This is a genomic window from Tissierella praeacuta DSM 18095 (genome assembly GCF_900128955.1).
GTDB classification, from domain to species: Bacteria; Bacillota; Clostridia; order Tissierellales; family Tissierellaceae; genus Tissierella; species Tissierella praeacuta.
Genome location: NZ_FQTY01000018.1, coordinates 25,378 through 45,253, shown reverse-complemented (window position 1 = coordinate 45,253; position 19,876 = coordinate 25,378). Strand labels below are relative to the sequence as shown.

The 19,876-nt window shown below is 33.0% G+C and carries 26 protein-coding genes and 1 pseudogene; 25 read left to right on the top strand and 2 right to left on the bottom strand.

What is annotated here, in order from left to right; translation table 11 throughout:
- From BUB33_RS13340 to BUB33_RS13275, 16 genes and pseudogenes are all read left to right on the top strand, one after another.
- Positions 1-231, top strand: coding sequence for a DUF6133 family protein (locus tag BUB33_RS13340; RefSeq protein ID WP_072977261.1), 231 nt, complete (start codon positions 1-3; stop codon positions 229-231).
- Positions 221-649, top strand: coding sequence for a prepilin peptidase (locus BUB33_RS13335; protein ID WP_084725461.1), 429 nt, complete (start codon positions 221-223; stop codon positions 647-649). Before BUB33_RS13340 ends, BUB33_RS13335 begins: the two co-directional genes overlap by 11 nt.
- Before the next feature lie 12 nt (positions 650-661).
- Positions 662-1,486: a Flp pilus assembly protein CpaB gene (gene cpaB / locus BUB33_RS13330; RefSeq protein ID WP_072977259.1), complete on the top strand. Its 825-nt coding sequence runs from the start codon at positions 662-664 to the stop codon at positions 1,484-1,486.
- 1 nt (position 1,487) lies between these two features.
- The gene (locus tag BUB33_RS13325) at positions 1,488-2,297 is read left to right on the top strand and encodes an AAA family ATPase (RefSeq protein ID WP_072977257.1); all 810 of its coding nucleotides are present in this window, start codon (positions 1,488-1,490) and stop codon (positions 2,295-2,297) included.
- A complete protein-coding gene (locus tag BUB33_RS17000; RefSeq protein WP_200778238.1) occupies positions 2,291-3,037 on the top strand; it encodes an ATPase, T2SS/T4P/T4SS family in 747 nt (248 codons plus the stop codon). The genes BUB33_RS13325 and BUB33_RS17000 overlap by 7 nt, the downstream gene beginning before the upstream one ends.
- Before the next feature lie 45 nt (positions 3,038-3,082).
- Positions 3,083-3,646, top strand: coding sequence for an ATPase, T2SS/T4P/T4SS family (locus BUB33_RS16995; RefSeq protein ID WP_200778237.1), 564 nt, complete (start codon positions 3,083-3,085; stop codon positions 3,644-3,646).
- Between the two features lie 2 nt (positions 3,647-3,648).
- On the top strand, positions 3,649-4,578 hold the full coding sequence (locus BUB33_RS13315; RefSeq protein WP_072977255.1) for a type II secretion system F family protein: 930 nt from the start codon (positions 3,649-3,651) through the stop codon (positions 4,576-4,578).
- Positions 4,579-4,583: 5 nt separating this feature from the next.
- On the top strand, positions 4,584-5,456 hold the full coding sequence (locus tag BUB33_RS13310) for a secretion protein F (protein WP_072977253.1): 873 nt from the start codon (positions 4,584-4,586) through the stop codon (positions 5,454-5,456).
- A gap of 11 nt (positions 5,457-5,467) precedes the next feature.
- Positions 5,468-5,863 carry a DUF4320 family protein gene (locus BUB33_RS13305; protein ID WP_072977251.1) on the top strand — a complete coding sequence of 132 codons (396 nt, stop codon included), beginning with the start codon at positions 5,468-5,470 and terminating at the stop codon, positions 5,861-5,863.
- A gap of 8 nt (positions 5,864-5,871) precedes the next feature.
- The gene (locus BUB33_RS13300) at positions 5,872-6,429 is read left to right on the top strand and encodes a hypothetical protein (RefSeq protein WP_172463211.1); all 558 of its coding nucleotides are present in this window, start codon (positions 5,872-5,874) and stop codon (positions 6,427-6,429) included.
- A 103-nt stretch (positions 6,430-6,532) separates the two neighbouring features.
- The gene (locus tag BUB33_RS13295; protein ID WP_072977249.1) at positions 6,533-7,180 is read left to right on the top strand and encodes a DUF6550 family protein; all 648 of its coding nucleotides are present in this window, start codon (positions 6,533-6,535) and stop codon (positions 7,178-7,180) included.
- A 546-nt stretch (positions 7,181-7,726) separates the two neighbouring features.
- A complete protein-coding gene (locus tag BUB33_RS13290; RefSeq protein WP_072977247.1) occupies positions 7,727-8,611 on the top strand; it encodes a hypothetical protein in 885 nt (294 codons plus the stop codon).
- A 16-nt stretch (positions 8,612-8,627) separates the two neighbouring features.
- The gene (locus BUB33_RS13285) at positions 8,628-9,974 is read left to right on the top strand and encodes a DUF4885 family protein (protein WP_072977245.1); all 1,347 of its coding nucleotides are present in this window, start codon (positions 8,628-8,630) and stop codon (positions 9,972-9,974) included.
- A gap of 183 nt (positions 9,975-10,157) precedes the next feature.
- Positions 10,158-10,380 (top strand): annotated as a pseudogene (locus tag BUB33_RS15750) (hypothetical protein); the annotation flags it as partial.
- A gap of 273 nt (positions 10,381-10,653) precedes the next feature.
- On the top strand, positions 10,654-12,345 hold the full coding sequence (locus tag BUB33_RS13280; protein ID WP_072977242.1) for a DUF8193 domain-containing protein: 1,692 nt from the start codon (positions 10,654-10,656) through the stop codon (positions 12,343-12,345).
- A 24-nt stretch (positions 12,346-12,369) separates the two neighbouring features.
- On the top strand, positions 12,370-12,711 hold the full coding sequence (locus BUB33_RS13275; protein ID WP_072977240.1) for a DUF3852 domain-containing protein: 342 nt from the start codon (positions 12,370-12,372) through the stop codon (positions 12,709-12,711).
- A gap of 197 nt (positions 12,712-12,908) precedes the next feature.
- On the opposite strand, the gene BUB33_RS13270 is transcribed toward BUB33_RS13275, so the two are convergent.
- Both BUB33_RS13270 and BUB33_RS13265 read right to left on the bottom strand, forming a co-directional pair.
- Positions 12,909-13,457, bottom strand: a complete 549-nt coding sequence (locus tag BUB33_RS13270; protein WP_072977238.1) for a hypothetical protein — start codon at positions 13,455-13,457, stop codon at positions 12,909-12,911.
- An 89-nt stretch (positions 13,458-13,546) separates the two neighbouring features.
- On the bottom strand, positions 13,547-14,107 hold the full coding sequence (locus BUB33_RS13265; RefSeq protein WP_072977236.1) for a hypothetical protein: 561 nt from the start codon (positions 14,105-14,107) through the stop codon (positions 13,547-13,549).
- A 262-nt stretch (positions 14,108-14,369) separates the two neighbouring features.
- On the opposite strand from BUB33_RS13265, the gene BUB33_RS13260 reads away from it, so the two are divergent.
- The 9 genes from BUB33_RS13260 (at position 14,370) to BUB33_RS13230 (ending at position 19,779) form a co-directional block, all read left to right on the top strand.
- Positions 14,370-15,335: a conjugal transfer protein TrbL family protein gene (locus tag BUB33_RS13260; RefSeq protein ID WP_268807687.1), complete on the top strand. Its 966-nt coding sequence runs from the start codon at positions 14,370-14,372 to the stop codon at positions 15,333-15,335.
- Between the two features lie 19 nt (positions 15,336-15,354).
- Positions 15,355-15,705 (top strand): DUF7768 domain-containing protein, encoded by a 351-nt coding sequence (locus BUB33_RS13255; RefSeq protein ID WP_072977233.1) that lies wholly within the window; start codon positions 15,355-15,357, stop codon positions 15,703-15,705.
- Between the two features lies 1 nt (position 15,706).
- Positions 15,707-15,898 carry a hypothetical protein gene (locus BUB33_RS16430; RefSeq protein ID WP_234950060.1) on the top strand — a complete coding sequence of 64 codons (192 nt, stop codon included), beginning with the start codon at positions 15,707-15,709 and terminating at the stop codon, positions 15,896-15,898.
- Positions 15,885-16,889, top strand: a complete 1,005-nt coding sequence (locus tag BUB33_RS13250) for a DNA cytosine methyltransferase (RefSeq protein WP_200778234.1) — start codon at positions 15,885-15,887, stop codon at positions 16,887-16,889. The genes BUB33_RS16430 and BUB33_RS13250 overlap by 14 nt, the downstream gene beginning before the upstream one ends.
- Positions 16,864-17,061: a DNA cytosine methyltransferase gene (locus BUB33_RS16425; protein ID WP_200778233.1), complete on the top strand. Its 198-nt coding sequence runs from the start codon at positions 16,864-16,866 to the stop codon at positions 17,059-17,061. The genes BUB33_RS13250 and BUB33_RS16425 overlap by 26 nt, the downstream gene beginning before the upstream one ends.
- 442 nt (positions 17,062-17,503) lie before the next feature.
- Entirely contained in the window at positions 17,504-17,674 is a 171-nt protein-coding gene (locus BUB33_RS16420; RefSeq protein ID WP_200778232.1) for a hypothetical protein, read from the top strand.
- Positions 17,675-17,911 (top strand): hypothetical protein, encoded by a 237-nt coding sequence (locus BUB33_RS16415; protein WP_200778231.1) that lies wholly within the window; start codon positions 17,675-17,677, stop codon positions 17,909-17,911.
- Between the two features lie 78 nt (positions 17,912-17,989).
- Positions 17,990-18,589: a GIY-YIG nuclease family protein gene (locus tag BUB33_RS13235; RefSeq protein ID WP_072977230.1), complete on the top strand. Its 600-nt coding sequence runs from the start codon at positions 17,990-17,992 to the stop codon at positions 18,587-18,589.
- Positions 18,590-18,723: 134 nt separating this feature from the next.
- Positions 18,724-19,779, top strand: coding sequence for a helix-turn-helix domain-containing protein (locus tag BUB33_RS13230; RefSeq protein ID WP_072977228.1), 1,056 nt, complete (start codon positions 18,724-18,726; stop codon positions 19,777-19,779).
- Positions 19,780-19,876: the final 97 nt, after the last annotated feature.

The window sequence follows — 19,876 nt, the reverse complement described above, 5'->3', positions numbered from 1 at the left end:
ATGAAAAATATGATTAAAAATGTAAATACATTTATTATTAGAAAGGCAATATTCGTAAGAACAGCAGTAAGTAATAACAGTGGAGAAGGCTATATTGATACGGCAGTAAAAATATTAATAGCAGTAGTATTAGGAGCCTTGCTTTTAGCTGGACTTTATCTATTATTTAGTGAAGTGGTTATGCTAACCCTTAATCAAAGAATTAAAGATATGTTTAATTATGCTGGATAAGAGTATTTTGCAGGGGATGTTTTTTCCCTCTCTGCTTATGGCAGCATCCTATACAGATATTAGAAGAAGGGAAATACCAGATGTAATCTGTGTGCTGATTGTATTAATAAGTTTATTGAGGTTTAGTTTTATGAACTTATTTGGGATTGCTGTTGCTATGCCCCTTTTAATAGCAGCAATAATAAAAGAACATAGCATTGGCGGAGGAGATATTAAATTAACTGCTTCAGCAGGTATGATCCTTGGATTTTGGAAAGGAATATATGGATTAATAATAGGCCTTAGTTTCTTAGTATTATTCTACTTCTTATTAGTATTAATATCTAAAATAATGAAAAGACAAGTGGCTGGGAATTTACCTATGCCACTTGCTCCATTTCTAGGGATAGGTTTTATGATTATATATATTATGAATTAGGAGGAATTGAAAATGGGATTTATTAAAAATAGAACTGTAATAGGTGTAATTTGTATTATGCTTTCTCTAATTATTAGTTTTGGTCTCACTCCTTTATTTAATAAAAGTGTAAGCCAAAAGACAGAGATTGTACGAGTGGTAAAAGAGATAAAATCAGGAGATGAAATCACAAATGATATGGTTCAAATAGTTGAAGTAGGGGGGTATAACTTACCTAATAATATTATTAAAACTAAAGAAACAGTAATAGGAAAATATGCAGCAGCTGATTTAGGAATAGGAGACTATATTTTAAATACAAAATTATCAGATATACCGGCAGCTGAAAATGCCTATTTATACAATCTTGATGGGAGCAAACAGGCCATATCCATAACTATAAAAACATTTGCCAATGGTCTTTCTGGAAAACTTAAATCTGGAGATATAGTATCTGTTATAGCACCTGACTATAAAAAGCTAGATGAAACAGTTATACCACCAGAACTTAAATATGTAGAAATAATATCTGTAACTGCCTCATCAGGCTATGATGCAAATACTGGAGAACAAATAGCAGAAGATGAAAGGGAACTTCCATCTACTGTAACTCTTTTGGTAAGACAAGAACAAGGAAATATCCTTGCAGAACTAGAAGCTGATGGGAAGTTACATTTATCCTTGGTATATAGAGGAACACCTGAAAACGCAAGGAAGTTTATTGAAATACAAGAAGAGATGATTGAAGAAATATATTCAGAAAAGGATGAGGAAGAGTCCATGGAAGATGAAAATCATAATAGGGAAAATATTAGTGGAGAAAAAGACAAAGAAACAGAGGATAGTGAGGTGGAATAGATTGCTGAATTTCAAGAAAAAAGGGATATTTAAAAGAAATACAGAAGAAAAAGAAGCCGAAGATATTCTCCATGGTGGAGTATTAGCAGTATGGGGCAGTCCTGGAAGCGGTAAAACAACAGTAGCTGTAAAGTTAGCAAAATATCTGGCAGATAAAAGAAAAAATGTGGTTTTATTACTCTGTGATATGACTGCACCTATGCTGCCATGTATTTGTCCTCCATCAGATCTTGAATATGAAAAATCCTTAGGAAGTATTTTAGCAGCTGCCCATGTAAATGAAGCCTTAATAAAGCATAATATGATAACCCATAAAAAGTTATCCTACTTAACCATTCTTGGAATGTTAAAAGGAGAAAATGAATATACCTACCCTCCATATTCTGAAAATCAAGCAAGGGAGCTTATAGAAAACTTAAGAGAAATAGCACCTTTTATAATTATTGATTGTGGCAGTTATATAGCAAATGATATCTTATCTGCTCTCGCATTAATGGAAGCTGATTCGGTATTAAGATTGGCCAACTGTGATTTAAAAAGTATTAGCTATTTATCAAGTCAACTGCCGCTTCTTAGAGATAGCAAATGGGATGCAGATAAGCAATATAAAATAGGATCAAATTTAAAACCACAGCAAGGGCTAGATCATATAAGCCAAGCACTTGGATCAGTAGCCTTTAAACTCCCTTATTCAGAAGAATTGGAAGGACAATACCTTGCAGGAGATTTATTTAAAGACTTATCAATGAAGGATAGCAGACCCTTTCGCAAAGAAATTGAAAAGATAGCCAAGGAGGTGTTTGGGTGTTAGAGAAAAAAGAAATCCACTCTCTATTTTTTACTCCTGAATCAGAAGATAAGGACTTTTCATCGGTATTAAAGGATGTCCAGGAATATATATCAAATAATTATTCCATCCTTATAACAGATGATACTATAGATGATTCTAAGGAGCATTTAAAAAGATATATCTCCAAATATGTTCAGGACAAAAGAATATCAGTAAAGGGCATGGATGGAAATGAACTTATAGATGCTTTATATAGTGAGATGGCGGAGTTTGGCTTTTTAACTAAATACATTTATGGAGATGGTATAGAAGAAATTGATATAAATTCATGGAAGGATATTGAAATCCAGTATTCCGATGGAAGATGTGAAAAGCTTAAGGAGCATTTTGATTCACCTGAACATGCCATCAATGTCATAAGGAGAATGCTTCATATATCAGGAATGGTACTAGACAATGCAAGTCCAGCAGTCCTTGGACATTTATCAAAAAATATTCGTATAGCAGTATTAAAAACCCCATTAGTAGATGAAGATGTTGGTGTTGCAGCATCTATTCGTATAGTAAATCCACAGAATATGATAAAGGAGGACTTTATAGATGGAGGAACTGCGACCAATACTATGTTAGATTTTTTATCTGAATGTATAAGGTATGGGATTTCTGTCTGTGTAGCAGGTGCAACCAGTTCAGGGAAAACAACAATTGCAGGCTGGCTTCTTACAACAATACCAGATAACAAAAGAATATTTACTATATAAAATGGATCAAGGGAATTATCACTAGTTCGTGAGAAGAATGGAAGGGTGACTAACTCTGTTATTCATACTATTACTCGTGATAGTGATAATGAAAGGCAAAGAATAGATCAGATAACCCTTCTAGATATGTCCCTTCGTTTCAATCCTGATATTATTGTTGTAGGGGAAATGCGTGGAGCAGAAGCCAATGTATCCCAAGAGGCAGCTAGAACTGGAGTAGCAGTTTTAACAACTATACACTCGAATTCCTGCGAGGCAACCTATAGGAGAATGGTATCCCTTTGTAAAAGAGCAGTAGACATGACAGATGAAACATTAATGGGGTATGTAACTGAAGCCTATCCCATAGTTGTATTTTGTAAACAATTAGAAAACAAGGAAAGAAAAATGATGGAGATTATGGAATGTGAAATCTTAGCTGATGGGACAAGAAACTATAGATCACTATTCCAATACATTATTACAGAAAATACAATGGAAGACGGAGAATTTGTAATTAAGGGATATCATAAACAAATTAATAGTATATCTGAAAGTCTATCTAAAAGATTCTTAGAAAATGGGATGTCCCTAGATACAATAGAAAAGCTTAAAAAGAAGGAGGTATAAAAATGACAACCATCTTGTTAATGGACTGTATTGGAATGATTACAGGCCTTTTTATATTGTTTAACATTTCGCCTATGGAGTTTACTGATAGTCTTTTTAAGAATTTAACCAGTAAACCTAGAAGTATCAAGGATGAAATAAATGAAACTACCAAAAGAAAAAAGATGTCTCTTTTAAGAAAAGAAATATTTGAAGTAGAAGAAATTTTAAGAATAACTGGAAGGAAAAAAATGTTTCCCATGCTCTGTGCCTTATCACTTTTGCTCTTTTCAATAGGAGCATCTATTTCTATTATAATTAATAATTTCTTTTTACTACCAGTAATGGCGATAGGCTTTATGTTTATACCCTTTTGGTATGTAAGGCTTACTCAAACTCATTTTAAAAAAGCTATTTCGGCAGAATTAGAAACAGCACTTAGCATAATAACAACTGCATATTTAAGAAATGAAGATATTGTAACTGCAGTAGAAGAAAATATAGATTACTTAAATCCCCCAGTACTATCTGTATTTAAGGAATTTATTTCTAGAGTTAGGCTGATAAATCCCGATATTACAGCATCTTTACAGGATATGAAGCAAAAGATTGATAATGCTGTCTTTCATGAATGGTGTGATGCCTTAATTGCTTGTCAATTTGATAGAAGTCTAAAAACCACTTTAACACCTATTGTAAGTAAATTATCTGATATGAGGGTAGTAAATGGGGAACTTGAAAACATGGTATTTGAACCGAGAAAAGAATTCATTACTATGGAAATTTTAGTCCTTGGAAATATTCCACTTTTATATTTTTTAAATAAAAACTGGTATCATACTTTGATGCATACTATAATGGGTCAGATAGTCCTTGCCCTATGTTTTACTGCCATCTTTATATCCACTGCTTTTGTAATTAAATTAACTCAGCCAATAGAGTATAGGAGGTAGATAAAATGATATTTTTAATCTTTATTTTTGGAATACTCCTTGCTCTAGGTTTATTCTTTGTAATCTCTGATTTACTTAAACTTCCAAGATTAGCTACACAAAAAGCTATGCAGTCAGCAGGAAGGGAAAGAAATAGAAAGTCAAAGAATATAGATATACTTCTTTTAGGATGGGCAGTAAGACTGTCAAAATATATTCCCATGGATGAATATAAAAAGGCTAGGATGAAAAATACCTTAAATGCATCTGGAATAAATATGACTCCTGAAGAATACATGGCATCAGCTATTGTAAAGGCAGGTTTAATTGGAATAGCAATAATTCCATCTCTTATAATATTTCCCTTACTGGCACCTATTATTTTATTCTTAAGTATAATGGTTTATTTTAAGGAAATAAAAAGGGCTGATGAAGAATTAAAGGAGAAAAAAGGCAGGATAGAAAGGGAACTTCCAAGATTTGTAGCAACTATTACCCAAGAATTAAAGGCAAGCAGGGATGTATTGTCTATGATAGAAAACTTTAAGAAAAATGCAGGGGAAGATTTCACTAAGGAATTAGATATATTAACTGCAGACATGAGGTCTTCATCCTATGAAGCAGCCCTTACAAGGTTTGAAGCAAGAATTAATTCACCGATGCTATCGGACATAACTAGAGGGTTAATAGGTGTTCTTCGTGGGGATGATGGATTAATGTACTTTCAAATGCTTTCTCATGATATGAAACAATTAGAACTGCAAAGATTAAAAGCAGAAGCTATGAAGATACCACCAAAGATAAGAGTCTTCTCCTTTATAATGCTGATGTGCTTTATGGGTGTTTATATATCTATTATTATATACGAAATTATCCGTTCCTTTAGTGGATTGTTTTAGGAGGTGCTCATATGTTTAAGATACTAAGATCTAATAAAGGAGAGGGATATATAGATGTGGCCATTTTAGTCCTCTGCGTCATGCTTGTTATTGCCCTTGCAGTAAAGGTATTTCCAGTTTATATTCTAAAGCAGCAGATAGATACCTTTGCCACAGAATTAGTAAGGGAAGCAGAAATTGCAGGTAGAGTAGGAAGGGAGACTACAAATAGAGAAACATTATTGAAAGATAAAATGGGAATTAATCCAAATATAAGGTGGTCCAAGTCAGGGAAAATACAATTAAATGAAGAAATAAGTGTAACTATTACCTACGAAACTAATATAGGGTTATTTGCAGGTTTTGGATTTTTCCCAATAACCTTAAGAGCTGATGCAGCAGGCAAATCAGAAGTATATTGGAAGTAGGTGGGATGATGAAAAAAATAATAGGTAAAATAAAATTAATACAAAAAGATACCAGTGGCAGTTCTTTCCCACTGATAATAGCAGTTACTCTAACTTTAATAATAATATTTACTGGCATATCTGAATACTTTAGACTGATGATTATTGCCCAAGGTGTTCGTGATGCAGTACAAAATGCAGTAATTTCCACAGTAAATGACAATTATGATGGAGTTTATCATGGAGTTAGGGAAGGGTATTCAGGAGGATATGAACCAGTAGCAGATGATTTTCAGGAATCACTTAGTTATGGGGATATTTATGGAAGACTGGATAGTATATTAGGATTAAATCAAAGTGGAGGATACCATATAAAAGCTACATCAGATAATAAGATGGAGTTTAGAATTTGGGATCTAGATGTGGTAATAAAAAATGTACCTTTGGCATCAAGAGATATAGTTAATTCAAGGTTTAAAATTGATAGTACCATTATGCTGGAGGTTCCAGTATTCTTTGGGGGTAAGCTACTCCCTAGTATGAAAATCAGGATAAAAACAATTGCTGGTTATACACCTAAGTTTTAAGGATAAAATATTAATAGACTTTTTAATTTGTTTATGGTAGGGTTGGAATTAATAATAGAGTAGAAGAAAAGGGGAAAATAGATTTAGAAGGAGGCAGAAATCTATGAAAATATCTAATGATAGAATGAAAAAGTGTTTTGTGCTTGCAGGTGGATTATTAATCTGTGCAATACTGGTCTTTATGATTAGCTCTCAGTTTAAAAAAGAACCAGTAGAGGAAACATCACTGCCTAATGAAAAAGATGTTATTGTTGATGATGTAATAGCAGAAAAAAATAAGGAAATTAATATAGATAAAGGAATTACAGAAAAAATAGATGATGAAACTGTAGCAAATACAGAAAAAGAAGATAAAGAAAAAATAGAGGATAGTGAAAAGGAAATTAATGTACCACCTATAAAGGTACCTGATATACAAAAAAATAAAAATGGAATAGATAAGGGTACAAATCAAACTATTCAAGGGGATGTAAAGAAACCAAAAGGACCTACCAAGGAAGAATTAACAGATCCAACTAGGAAACCTAATGGAGAAAAAGTGGAAGAACCACCTAAGAATGTAGATTATGATAAGCTTAAAAAGCATGAAGAAACCCCCAAGAAAAAGGATGAACCACAAGGTGGAGATAAGAACAATAAGGGACAGACCTATCTACCTGGTTTTGGATGGGTAGAAAATAGTGGTGAGAACCAAGGGACAAAAGCAGATGATATGTATGAGAATGGTAATAAAATAGGAAATATGGATTAATTAAGAGATGAAATGAAGACACTGCAGAAATGCAGTGTTTTTTCTTTGGAGAAAGATTAACTATTAAAAGTCAAGGGGTTAAGTGAAAAAATATAGGAATTGATATTCATAAAAATTAAATAAATTTAGATACGACAAAAAGACCTTATTGTTGCTTCATACTCGCCTAACTGAGTTTGAAAACGAGAAAGCCTTGAATACAACTTGCTTTTTATCATCAACAAGTGAAGCAACACGAGTGTTTTTTACCAATATCAATACCTAAATAATACATTTGACACCTCTAACAACTTAAATACATTATATAAGGAGAAGAAATAACAGAAAACAGAAGATACTATTGGTTAAAGCTAAAAGAAAATTTTTTACTGTCAAGGGCGAGGGATAGCTCGTGCATTTTACCGTTGACAGGGAAAAGGGGTGGATTAAATATTAATTGCTTTTTTACTAATCCCCTTAACTTTTGATGGTAATATCCGATATAATTAATAACAGGTCATGCTAAACTACACATAAAAATTTATTTTAAAAAGGAGAGATTTTCTTATGAAAAGAATTGGTTTGTTAAAGAAAGTGCTTGTTAATTTATTTGTGTTTGCATTGCTATTTACAAATGCAATTGTGGTACATGCGGAAATCAATCCAGAACATGCTATTATTGGTAACAATAGTCCAAGTACTGCTTATAACATTGGTCATTGGAAATACAAAAATATCAAAACTTGTGCTATTGATAAAGATCAAACAGAAGCTTGGTTTAAATTTAACATGAGTTCAGATGAACAAATTTATGTTACTTGCTCTCGTAGTAATGATTACGATGGCATGAATTTTGTCTTATATGATGCAAATACTATGGACGAAGTAATGCGTGTGAGCCAAATTGCTAATCCGTCAAATTTTATTAAGTTTTTGGCAGTAAGAGCCGATGGTTCTAGAGCTGCCTCTTATTTCTTAAAAGTAGAGAGAGGAAATTATATAGGAGATATGTTCTTTTCTCTAAATTTTGCTGATAGGATGAAAAGCACAACAAAAACCTTTTATTTTCGAGGAACAGCACGAAATAATGGCAACTCTAGTATGTCTTTATCTGGAGTTGATTCCAGTGTTATTACAGTCGACTTATCCAGAGAATCGAGTATTCCAGATGGTGCTATTGTAAAAAGCGTAGAAACGAGTAGCCGTATGTCTCCAAGTCAGGGAAATGTAAGACATATGCTTATGCCTCAAACTGAATCTACTTGGTATGAATCTAGGGTTTCTAGTGTTACAAGCGGTTATTATTACATCGACTTATCTGATGAAATACCAGTAAAACAAAGGTGGTCTTTCAAATATAATGCTAAAGCAACAGCAAGATCAACTATGAGTAATGTGAAATTAAGAGTAAACTATCTTTATGATATAACTTCTGGCTGGAACTTTAGATAGGAGGATTGAGGATACAATGAATATTGCAAGGATTACTGTGACTAATTCTGGTAGTTCTCCCTATAAATTGGAAGGACGAACAGCTAAAAATTTATATAAGGGTCCGTCAGGAGAATTAAAAGACAAAATTGATAAAATGTATGCAGAAATCAATCGTCAGAATAAGTCTTTTGCGGATCCCAAAGAACATATACGAAGAAAGTATTTTGATAAAACCTACGCCCACTATCGGGTTTTAGATGGTAAATATCTTTCAGCAGATCGTATGAATGCTTATCAAAATGAGATGGATGTTTTGGATGGAGGTAACCCTATTTTCTATTCTGTGGAGGACTATAAATATTATGGCAATGAAGTTCCTCGAATTCATGGCGAAATAGAGAGTTATAGGAGTCGAATACATGATCGCCTAAACATGGATTTTCAAGTGTCTAAACTTTTTAAGGAAAACGGTATTTATATTCCGAATGATGTTCCTTTGATTTTTCGAAGTGACTTATATACTCAAAGGATCTCCGTTTTAGGAAATATAGATGATGCATTAAAACAAGATATTGAGAATATTTTAAATCAAGATCAGAATTCATTTGTTTTATCCTTGCACATGGTTCAGTCTTCTTCAGGGATAAGCCTGTCTCAACAATATGATCCTGAAAAGAGTCGACTTTGGAATTTAGCGGATAAAATTTTCAAATATACAGGTCTTGATATGAGAGATTTGGAAGCAAGAGACGGCAGTTTCTTTACAAAAGATGGCGAAGATATTTTAGTTAAAATCTCTGAAGGTGTCAAAGAAGCAACTAAAGGCAATACCAAGAAAGAACAGAGGGACGTACTCGGTCTATTAGGCTTGGATATTAAATATTTTTCAAAAAAAGGAATTCTGAAAGAAAATGACTTCATAGATATCGGGTTTCAAAATGGTCATCTAATGGATATGCACCAAAAATACAAATATGGGGTAGGACAAAATGACTGGATACATGATATGGCAAGAGAAAAAGGTGTAGACGATTATGAACTCTCTAAGGACGGGATTAAACTCATTGACAAGGGAAAGTCTTTTTTTGTGGATTCTAAAAAAGTCCATGCGTATCAAAATACCTATCAACAAAATGAGAATTTGCCGCAAAAATTTGATGTAAAAAAAGCTCTCGATGACTTTTTTAGCAAAAACCTGTTTGATATCCCTATTGGAACAAATCTTAATATTCTTTACGAAAAAATTCCAAATCAACTTTTTGTGTACGGCATTCAAAATAGTGTTATCTCTGAAATGGTCAATACATCCATCAATAAGGATAAAGGATTGCTGAATTTGTTTTCTCAGTTGTCAACGATGAATTTTTCAGTAAAAATATAAGTTATCATAAAAAACAATATAAAGCCTTGAGCCGAACTTTAAGAGCAAGGACAAGGAAATCTGTTAAAGACGATATAAAAGACTAAAAACGCCTTTTCACCGTCTCGAAATAGAAATGTATGTGGGCAGTAGTAGAGAAAAAAGCTATTGCCTTTTTTTATTTCAAAAACAGGAGGAAAAAGAATGTCAACAGAAAACAGAAGATATTATTGGTTAAAGCTAAAAGAAAATTTTTTCACGGACAAGAGGATAAAAAGGCTAAGGAAAATATATTATGACGGAGTAGAAACGGATTTTATAAGACGTTCAAGAAAATCAAGGTAGATTAAAAATAATCAAAAAGCATTGCAATGCAACACCACTGCAAGAAAACTGCAACGGAGATATAGAGATAGATATAGAGTTACTTACTTGAAAATTGATTATAATAACAACACAGTTATAGAAAGCACTATAACTGATATTTAAAAAGGGATTATTATGTGGCAGAATGATAACTAATACTTTTGTTCATTATGGCGGTACACAAGAGTGCAATGATAGTCGGTTTTCTGAAAGAAAAACTCAGTTTGTTAAAGTAACACACAATTAAATAAACTACCACGAGGAAGTAAAAGCAAATAGCCGATACTTCCTTTTTTTATGTTCAAAACTCAAAAAAGACGGAAAGGAGAAAGAGATGAAGAGAAGAATAATATTTTTTATTACAATTTTAATAATATTTAATTTTATAATGCCTTTTTTTGTGTTTGCAGTTGGAGATGGAAACATAGATTCGGGTGGAGGTGGAATGGGGAGTGGAACTAGTCAAAATAAATGGTCGCCTGGGAATGATGGAGTAAGAGTCAGTATCGTAAGAGTAGATGACTATTCAATAGTAACTACTCCGATTGATTTAACTAATAAACAGCCACCATCTACAATATTTCATTTTGGGAAAGTATCGAAACTTCAATACAATGGAGGCAGAAACTTGTCACCAATACAAGGCTCATATTCTTACATTAATCCATCTCAATCGATACCTAGAATAGTAAGTACAGAGGGTAAAAATAATATTGAAGCAATAAAAAGTTATTTTACTGATGAGCAAGTTATTAGATCTATAGCATCAAATACTGGAATGAATTATGATACCTTAATCAATGGAGAATATAAATTATTCCTAGAACCCATAGCCTATTACACATTTCAAGGAGTAATGATAGCTACAACTGCAACGGAAGCGGTCATGTATGATGAGAAATTAAGTGGTGGACTTAGAACTAAAATGGTATCCTTATCTCATAAAAATCTGCCTCTAGCTATGTTTTTAGAGGTAGGAGATTTAGGATATCATGCATGGAGTGGTAGTACATCAACTCCAGCTTCAAACTCAGATATTAAGAATTATTTAGGCCTTGGAATTGTTAGATTTAAAGAAAAACCTGAAGAACCAATTATCAGCACATATGATTATGAATATAGAGTAAATACTGAAGTAATTACATCAGTGATGGTAAGCGGGGGACAATCGGATCCTGATAATCCAACCTATGTAAGTTTTGACATTGGTGGAAGAACCTATAATGTGGGTAATATCTATTATCCAAGGGGAGATTCACAACTTGCTTGGGTAAAGTGGACAACCCCAAGTACAGAGCAAAATATGACAATACATGTAAATGTTAATGGTCCTGGTGGAACTGCTAAATCAATTATAAATATTAAAATTGTAGATTTAGATAAAAATCCTCCGCCGAATCCAGTAGCAGATGACAGGAATGATTCCTTCTCTTATGTACCTATTCCAAGAAGAGAAGAAAAGACAAATGCAAATTGGAGTATATGGCGTCCTTGGTGGCAGGAATATTGGGTATGGCATAGTACTGGGGAAGACTCAGGATATTGGTGTGACCATGGATGGTGGGAATTTGACCTTGACCAATATAGTGCAAGACTTTCTGCAGATATGAGAATTACAAATGATAGCAAAAATCCTACTGGAAATGGAAGTACCTTTAAAAGTGGATATGGAATTAATCAATTAGTAAATGTAAATATCAACAGCAACCAAAGTTCAGCAATTACCTATCCACAAAACGCTGTATCCTATTTTCCAGAATTTAGATATGAAACTTATTGGAGATTACTGGATAAAACATCTAGTGGCTCAAGCCCAAAGTTTGAATTTAAGAAAAATAATTATTCAACCTATAAAAATCGTACCCACTTTACTCCTATATGGATGCCTGACGGGGCATATACAGTAAATACTTGGGTTATAGATGTATGGACTCCTGATGGGATGCTTTCTATGAATCTTACAGACTCACTTACAATAAGGGGCAATCTATGGCAGGACTGGCACATTGCACCATTAAAACCTTAATACAGAAAGAGAAAGGTGATTTTTATGAAGACATATAAGAAAAATATATTAGTAATTTGTATAGTGCTAATGGCTTTTTTAATGCTCAGTACTATAACTTTTGCAGCAGGTTCAGGAGATGTGGCAGGAGCAATTGAGGGGACTTGGAAAGATGCATCAACTCAAATTAAGACTGTAGTAAATAAAGTAGTATTTCCAGCAATAGATTTAATTCTAGCAGTATTTTTCTTTGCAAAACTGGGTACCGCATATTTTGATTTTCGCAAACATGGACAATTTGAATGGGCAGCCCCTGCAATACTGTTTGCATGCTTGGTATTTACCTTAACAGCACCAAAATATATTTGGAAAATTCTTGGAATGTAGGCGAAGCAAAAGCCGTTACATTAAAACGGAAATGAAACGGCTTATTTGTGTAAAGAGGTTTGGATGGGACTAATTCTTCAAATCACATCAAGTGCTGATAATAGGATATTAAAATTTAATGTCAGTTGTCAACATGATTGTATTTCCATCATAGGTTTAAGCAATTTTTAGGAACAATAGATTTTGTATTATATTATCTAGAAGGCTTCATCAATCGCAGGCATTATGAATAAAAGAAAACCATCTTTTTTTCCTGAGTTCATAAGCTGTATTTTCTTTTCCATAATCAATCGGTTTGCATCTTCTCTTGACTTAGAATGTCTGACTTGGTTACGGAGTTGTTCGATTTCTTGCTCAATGCGTCGTGCTGTGGTTGCAAATTCGGGATAATATTTTTGTAAAAATTGTTTTTCTTCTGCGGTTAATTTTTTGCCAGATAACATTTTATTTTGAATCGGTGCAAATTTGGCTGCTAATGCCTTGCTACGTTCCACATCATCGTTGTTTGGAGCAGTTGTTAAAGCAGCCATGAGAGCTTCCTTGGGGCTAACTTTATCTAAAGCCGCACGACGTTCCAACTCTATTTTATTGGCATCAGAAATATTTGTAATTTCTACGGTATCCACTATATCATTTTTAATGGGATTAGTTATTTCATCAGGTTTGTTTGTCTTATTTCTTACCTGGGTTTGTTTTGCCATTGGGGCGGTATAATAATTTATATAAGGTATTCCCTTGATATTCATCAGATCACCTCCTGTTAATGTGGTTGAGGATGCCTAAAGGGAATATACAAAGTAAAAATATTCGATTTTAGTCATCCTTATTTAATTGGTTATTTCCAATAGACTCTTAGTATTGCTGATGAAACTGTAGCTCCTGCACCATAATCGGGCTGAGTGATTGTTCTTGTTGCATAAAAACGGAGTGCCCAGTAGTCGTAGGGATTTTGGTTATTAAAATAGTTAGTATTCACTGTTGAAGCCCAAGAAATATTGGGTGCCCAATTAAAATTGGTAGTAGTCGAGCCTTTTCCAATCTGAGCATAATATGTCATACCAGGAACCGCAGTTCGTTGAGATGATAGTTCTACCTTGGTGATTTTAGCATTTACCGGTAATGTATTGTCACGAAAATCAAAAATTGCCATATTGGTAGTTGCAGATGTTTGACCAATATTGAAAAAAGCATTTAATTTACCCGCATTACCCGTAAGTGGGCTAATAGCCAATGGCGTGATAAATCCAGTATCAATTGGGACAAGGGGAACTTCAATATCAATATAGTTTTCGCTCTCAGCTATGGGTGTTGTGGCCATGACAGGTATAGAAGCAAATACCATGAATAACATAATTATGCTTATGGACAAACTGAAAAAACTTGTATACTTTTTCATTTATAATCTCCCTTCTTAATATGGAATCATGAAATGGAACTTATATTACATGTCTGCTATAAACATTAGCATCACCTTCTTTCAACTGTGTAGGTTTTGGGGTTGAATATATTTTTGTACTAATTATATCGGCATTTTTCTACAAAAATTAAAGGTTAAAAAGACAATTAAGGTATATAGAATGTATAAAATATAAACTGATGAATAAAAAATAAAAGATGTCTACCATCCTTTTGTAGGGATACTTGGAATATAAAATAATATGAAAAGGCATACCTTCTATAGTGTATGCCTTTATACTTGGATACGAAAGGAGGCGATAAAAATATTTATATGGGATTTTATATTAAGAGATGTAATGGATCAAATAATAGACTGGATTTATGGACAAATTGTAGGTTTCCTTGCTGACTTTTTTGCCAATATGAAAAATATGGGAGTAGAACTTTTTGAAATGAGTTGGGTACAGTCTATTGTTCTCTTTTTCTCTTATCTTGCCTGGTCCCTATATGGAACAGGACTTATAGTATCAGTTTTTGAAACAGGAATAGAATATCAAAATGGAAGAGGTGGTATCAGAGATGCAGGCTTAAATGCTATAAAGGGATTTATGGCAGTAAATCTCTTTACCATTGTACCAATAGAATTATATAAGTTATCTGTTAACCTACAAGCAACTTTAACTGCAGGGATTACAGGCTATGGAAGTGGAATCAATGAATTGGCTTCAGATATTATTTCAAATTTAAATACTGGGGGAGATATTACCAGTGTAGGAAGTTCAGAAATCTTTGGAGGTCTTTACATGATAAAAAGTCCTTTTATGGCTTTATTTATAATTATCCTAATTGGATATGCAGTGATTAAGGTATTCTTTGCTAACCTAAAAAGAGGGGGAATTCTCCTTATACAAATAGCAGTTGGTAGTCTTTATATGTTTTCTGTTCCTCGTGGATATATAGATGGATTTATTCAATGGTCTAAACAGATAATTGGTCTTTGTTTAACTACATTCCTACAGGCAACCATACTAACGGCTGGTTTAATGGTGGTAAAAGATCATGCTTTACTAGGCTTAGGTTTAATGTTATCAGCAGGAGAAGTGCCACGAATTGCAGGTGCATTCGGACTTGACACATCAACTCGTGCTAATATAATGAGTGCAGTTTATACTGCACAAGCAGCAGTTAATACAACTAGGACAATTGTTCAAGCAGTACCAAAATAAAGAGGAAAGGTTGTGTTTTATGAAATTAATATTTGTTGCATCTCCCTATGCTGGAGATATTGAAAAGAATATAGATTTTGCCAAGAAGGCCTGCCGACATGTGTTAAACGAAGGTAATGCCTTTTTTTGTCCTCATCTTCTTTATCCTCAGATTTTAGATGAGGACAAAGAAGATGAAAGAAAATTGGGAATTAACATGGGAAAAAAATTTCTAAATAAATGTGATGAACTTTGGTTATTCGGCAACCATATCTCAAGTGGAATGTTTGAAGAAATAGAGTTTGCTAGAAGTAAAGGTATACCCATTAAAAGAATAATGGAATTAGATATAAAGGAAAATGAATTGACTCCTTTAAGGTTAGGAATGTAAGATGCTTACCTTGGGGAGTCTTTTTGATGGAATAGGAGGATTTCCCCTAGCTGGAATATACAATGGAATTACACCTATATGGGCAAGTGAAATAGAAACTTTCCCCATTAGAGTAACAAAAGCTAGATTTCCTAATATGGGTTCACTTTGGAGATATTACCAAATTAAAAGGGGAGGAATTGCCTTCTGTTGATTTAATTACTGGTGGTTCACCCTGTCAGGATCTGTCTATTGCAGGAGAAAGGGCAGGACTAGCAGGTGAACGATTAGGATTATTTATGGAACAAGTCAGAATAACAAAAGAAATGAGGTGTAAAGATGGAAAGGGAGGAAAAGCAAATCACCTTATTCGACCTAGATACTTCCTTTGGGAAAATGTTCCTGGAGCCTTCTCAAGTGCAGGAGGAGAAGATTTCAGGGCAGTGCTGGAAGAAACAGCAAAGATTGCAGACAGCAGAATATCTATACCTAGACCTCCGAAAGGGTTATGGAAATCTGTTAGGTGCATATTGGGAGATGAATTCTCCATTGCTTGGAGAGTACTCGATGCTCAATACTGGGGTGTCCCCCAAAGAAGAAAAAGAATCTTTCTTGTGGCAGATTTTGGAGGACACACCGCACCAAAAATATTATTTGAGCAAGAGAGCTTGTTTGGGAATATTGAGAAGATCCAAGGCAAGGGGAAAGGAACTGCCATCACAGTTGAAAAAAGCCTTGATGATTCAAGGGGGAATAAAAGCATAAATATAGAGCCAATAATATGCTTAAATGATCAAGGCGGAGAAAGGATGGATTTAACAGAAAATATTACAGGAACCTTGAGAGCAGGTATGGTAGGGAATCCACCTATAGTTATAAATAAAGAAAACATAAACAAGATACACAAGCATCAACAAGAATTATTTGAAAACCATGGAAAGGATTGTAGGTATAATGGACCATTAAATGTGGCACCAACAATTTCAGCATCTTATGGAACTGGTGGAAATAATGTACCTTTAGTGTCAAATAGCATGGATAAGAAGGACTACTGTATATCAGCAAATATTATAGGAAGACAAGACTATAATGGTGGAAATGGATGTGGCTTTCAAGAAGATATTAGCTATAACCTGACTACAAATGATATACATGCAGTTTACAATACAGAGAAAGGATATGAAAATAAGGCTTACTCCACTTGAATGTGAAATGCTTCAAGGTTTTCCTGATGGATGGACTAATATTGAGAAAGCATCAGATATTGTAAGATATAAGGCATTAGGTAATAGTGTAGCAATCCCTTGTGTAGATTTTATTATGCGAGGGATTGCCTATTTTTTAAGAAAACAAAAAGAAGAGGGGATGAATAAATAATGTATATGTATACTGATAATCTAAAGGCTAAAGTGACACTATGGCTATGGGAATTAAAAGACATTGTAATTATTGGAATAGGGTTTCTTATTTCTGTATTTGCTTTATCCCAGTTATGATTTATGCCAGCAATTGTTATAACTGCAGTATATGCCTTTTTAACCATACAATTTGAAACTACAAGCATATTGAATTTTATCAAGTATGCTTGTAGCTTTTTTATATTAAAACAACAATTATTTGAGTGGAGGTTGTAAAATGAGAAGAAAAAAGAAAAATAAAAGAAAAACAAAAGAAATCTACAAGAGAATTAATTAGTATTGAAGAAATTACAGATTTTAGTCTCAAAACTCCATATGGAGAGTTAGTATATTTTATAATCCATCCAACTAATATTTCGGTACTATAAGATGAAAGCATAAGTTCAAGGATATATGCTTTGATGACAGTATTAAAAGGTATAGCAGAAATTGAAATGCTATGTCTTAATTCAAAGGAAAACTTTGATGACAATAAGCAGTATTTAAAAAGAAGAATAGAAATGGAACAAAACCATGTTATAAGGAATTTGCTAAAGCAAGATAGCATTAATCTTGATAGGATGCAGGTATAAATGGCAACAGCTAGAGAATTTCTGATTATAATAAGACTTAAGGATGAGAAGGAATCAAATATATTCTCATACTTATCGAGAATAAAAAAGAATTTAAAAGACCAAGGATTTGCAGCTAGGAGGGCAGATAATCAGAATATTAAAAGACTCCTTGGAGTTTACTATGAACAAAATGTAACTACAGAAAAATATGAAGATTATGATGGGGAAAGATGGATTGTATTTGGCGATGAGTAAAAGTAATTTTATTTGAAGTTATTTTTAAATATAATGATATAATTATAAGAAAGATACTATATGCCGGGGGAGTTCATATTGAAAGAAACTAAATATCTATTAAACAAGGGAGTTCAGAGTAGAATAGAGAAACTCTTAATTGATCCTAGTAATTTCAAAGAAATCTCCCAATTGGATAATAAAATACTATCTGAACTAGGATTTTATTGTATAAGGTTAAGGGAGCAATCTAAGCTACCAATTAGATATCAAACAATTTTAGAATCAAGGGTTTATAAGTATATTTATATTGGGAAAGCTGAAAAAACTATTAAACAGAGATTAGAACAAGAGCTAGAACATAAATCACCAGGCACCTTTTTTAGGATTATAGGGTGTGTTCTAGGATATCTGCCCATAAAAGGACATTTAATTGGCAAGGTAAATAAAGATAACTTTAAATTTTCAAAAAGCGATACAGAAGAAATTATTAATTGGCTAAAGGAGAATATAGAGGTTAGTATTGTAGCATATGATGACAATTTTGATTTAATAGAGTGTATACTTATTGAAAAGTACAATCCATTATTAAATATTAATAAAAATCCTCTGAAACTTAAAGAGCTGGCTGAAGACAGAAAAAAATGTAAGGATATTGCAGGGGGAGTAAGTGGACCCTATAAGAAAAAATTTAATTAAGTGGAATATGAGCAATAGTTATATTTTTTAAGCAATAATTAACATTTATTCAATTGTTGAATACTAGGATTCTTGATATGATTAGGCTAGCAAAGGCCATTGCTGATTAAAGTATAGTCAGGAGGTTATTTATTATGGAGATAGGTCAAGTAATAAGAGAATACAGAAAAAAGAAAAATATAACTCAGGAAGAAATGGCAAATCGACTTGGAGTTACAGCACCAGCAGTTAATAAGTGGGAAAATGGAAATTCCCAACCGGACATTATGCTATTAGCTCCTATTGCTAGATTGCTTAATATAACACCAGATATCCTATTGTCCTTTGAAGAGGAACTAAGAGAGGAAGAAATAAATAATATTGTTTATCAAATAAATGAAAAATTTAAAAGTGAAAGTTATGAGGAAGTTTTCAAGTGGTCAAAAGAGAAAATTGATCAGTATCCTAATTGTGAACAATTAATCTGGCAAGTAGCTCTAATTTTAGATGCATGGCGTTTAACAAAGAAAGTTCCAGACGCAGAAAAATATGAAGATTATATCAACAGTTGCTATGAAAGAGCACTAGAAAGTCAGGACGAAAATATCAGGACTAAGGCAGCTGATTCTTTATTTGGATTTTATTTAAGGAAGGAAGAATATGAAAAAGCAGAAGAATATTTAAATTATTTTTCTAATCAAAACCCAGAAAGAAAAAGAAAACAAGCTTTTATTTATAGCAAAACAAATAAGATTAAGGAAGCATATAATACCTATGAAGAGCTGTTATTCTCTGGATATGGCATGATGAGTATGGTTTTTCAGAATATGTATATCTTGGCCATGAAAGATAAAGATAAGGAAAAGGCCTACAAGCTTGTAGAGAAACAAAGAGATTTAGCAGAAGTTTTTGAAATGGGAGACTACTATAAAGAATCTTGTAAGCTTGATTGGGTAACAGCAGAAAAAGATGTGGTTGAAACCATAGCAACTATGGAAAAGATGCTTGCTAGTGCTAATAAAATATTAGACTTTACCAAATCAAGCTTATACAATCATATGGAATTTAAGGAAATTGAAGAAGATTTTATTGCTGAAATGCATAAGAATTTGTTGCTAGCTTTTGGAGATAAAGAAACATATGATTACATGATAGGAAATAAGCGATGGCAAGAATTAGTAAATGGTAATACTGATATTATAGGGAACTAATCAAAAAACTGCCTTTATAAAGTAAATATGAGATATGAAATTAACAAGCATTTTAATAGCCTTCATAAAGTTGAGGGCTATTTTTGCAAAAAATTGA

What these genes read in the sequence shown, in the direction of transcription:
- BUB33_RS13340 (WP_072977261.1), top strand. Translation starts at nt 1, where the DNA reads ATGAAAAATATGATTAAAAATGTAAATACATTTATTATTAGAAAGGCA.
- BUB33_RS13335 (WP_084725461.1), top strand. Translation starts at nt 221, where the DNA reads ATGCTGGATAAGAGTATTTTGCAGGGGATGTTTTTTCCCTCTCTGCTT.
- cpaB (WP_072977259.1), top strand. Translation starts at nt 662, where the DNA reads ATGGGATTTATTAAAAATAGAACTGTAATAGGTGTAATTTGTATTATG.
- BUB33_RS13315 (WP_072977255.1), top strand. Translation starts at nt 3,649, where the DNA reads ATGACAACCATCTTGTTAATGGACTGTATTGGAATGATTACAGGCCTT.
- BUB33_RS13310 (WP_072977253.1), top strand. Translation starts at nt 4,584, where the DNA reads ATGATATTTTTAATCTTTATTTTTGGAATACTCCTTGCTCTAGGTTTA.
- BUB33_RS13305 (WP_072977251.1), top strand. Translation starts at nt 5,468, where the DNA reads ATGTTTAAGATACTAAGATCTAATAAAGGAGAGGGATATATAGATGTG.
- BUB33_RS13300 (WP_172463211.1), top strand. Translation starts at nt 5,872, where the DNA reads ATGAAAAAAATAATAGGTAAAATAAAATTAATACAAAAAGATACCAGT.
- BUB33_RS13295 (WP_072977249.1), top strand. Translation starts at nt 6,533, where the DNA reads ATGAAAATATCTAATGATAGAATGAAAAAGTGTTTTGTGCTTGCAGGT.
- BUB33_RS13290 (WP_072977247.1), top strand. Translation starts at nt 7,727, where the DNA reads ATGAAAAGAATTGGTTTGTTAAAGAAAGTGCTTGTTAATTTATTTGTG.
- BUB33_RS13285 (WP_072977245.1), top strand. Translation starts at nt 8,628, where the DNA reads ATGAATATTGCAAGGATTACTGTGACTAATTCTGGTAGTTCTCCCTAT.
- BUB33_RS13280 (WP_072977242.1), top strand. Translation starts at nt 10,654, where the DNA reads ATGAAGAGAAGAATAATATTTTTTATTACAATTTTAATAATATTTAAT.
- BUB33_RS13275 (WP_072977240.1), top strand. Translation starts at nt 12,370, where the DNA reads ATGAAGACATATAAGAAAAATATATTAGTAATTTGTATAGTGCTAATG.
- BUB33_RS13270 (WP_072977238.1), bottom strand. Translation starts at nt 13,457, where the DNA reads ATGAATATCAAGGGAATACCTTATATAAATTATTATACCGCCCCAATG.
- BUB33_RS13265 (WP_072977236.1), bottom strand. Translation starts at nt 14,107, where the DNA reads ATGAAAAAGTATACAAGTTTTTTCAGTTTGTCCATAAGCATAATTATG.
- BUB33_RS13260 (WP_268807687.1), top strand. Translation starts at nt 14,370, where the DNA reads ATGAAAAGGCATACCTTCTATAGTGTATGCCTTTATACTTGGATACGA.
- BUB33_RS13255 (WP_072977233.1), top strand. Translation starts at nt 15,355, where the DNA reads ATGAAATTAATATTTGTTGCATCTCCCTATGCTGGAGATATTGAAAAG.
- BUB33_RS16430 (WP_234950060.1), top strand. Translation starts at nt 15,707, where the DNA reads ATGCTTACCTTGGGGAGTCTTTTTGATGGAATAGGAGGATTTCCCCTA.
- BUB33_RS16425 (WP_200778233.1), top strand. Translation starts at nt 16,864, where the DNA reads ATGAAAATAAGGCTTACTCCACTTGAATGTGAAATGCTTCAAGGTTTT.
- BUB33_RS16420 (WP_200778232.1), top strand. Translation starts at nt 17,504, where the DNA reads ATGACAGTATTAAAAGGTATAGCAGAAATTGAAATGCTATGTCTTAAT.
- BUB33_RS16415 (WP_200778231.1), top strand. Translation starts at nt 17,675, where the DNA reads ATGGCAACAGCTAGAGAATTTCTGATTATAATAAGACTTAAGGATGAG.
- BUB33_RS13230 (WP_072977228.1), top strand. Translation starts at nt 18,724, where the DNA reads ATGGAGATAGGTCAAGTAATAAGAGAATACAGAAAAAAGAAAAATATA.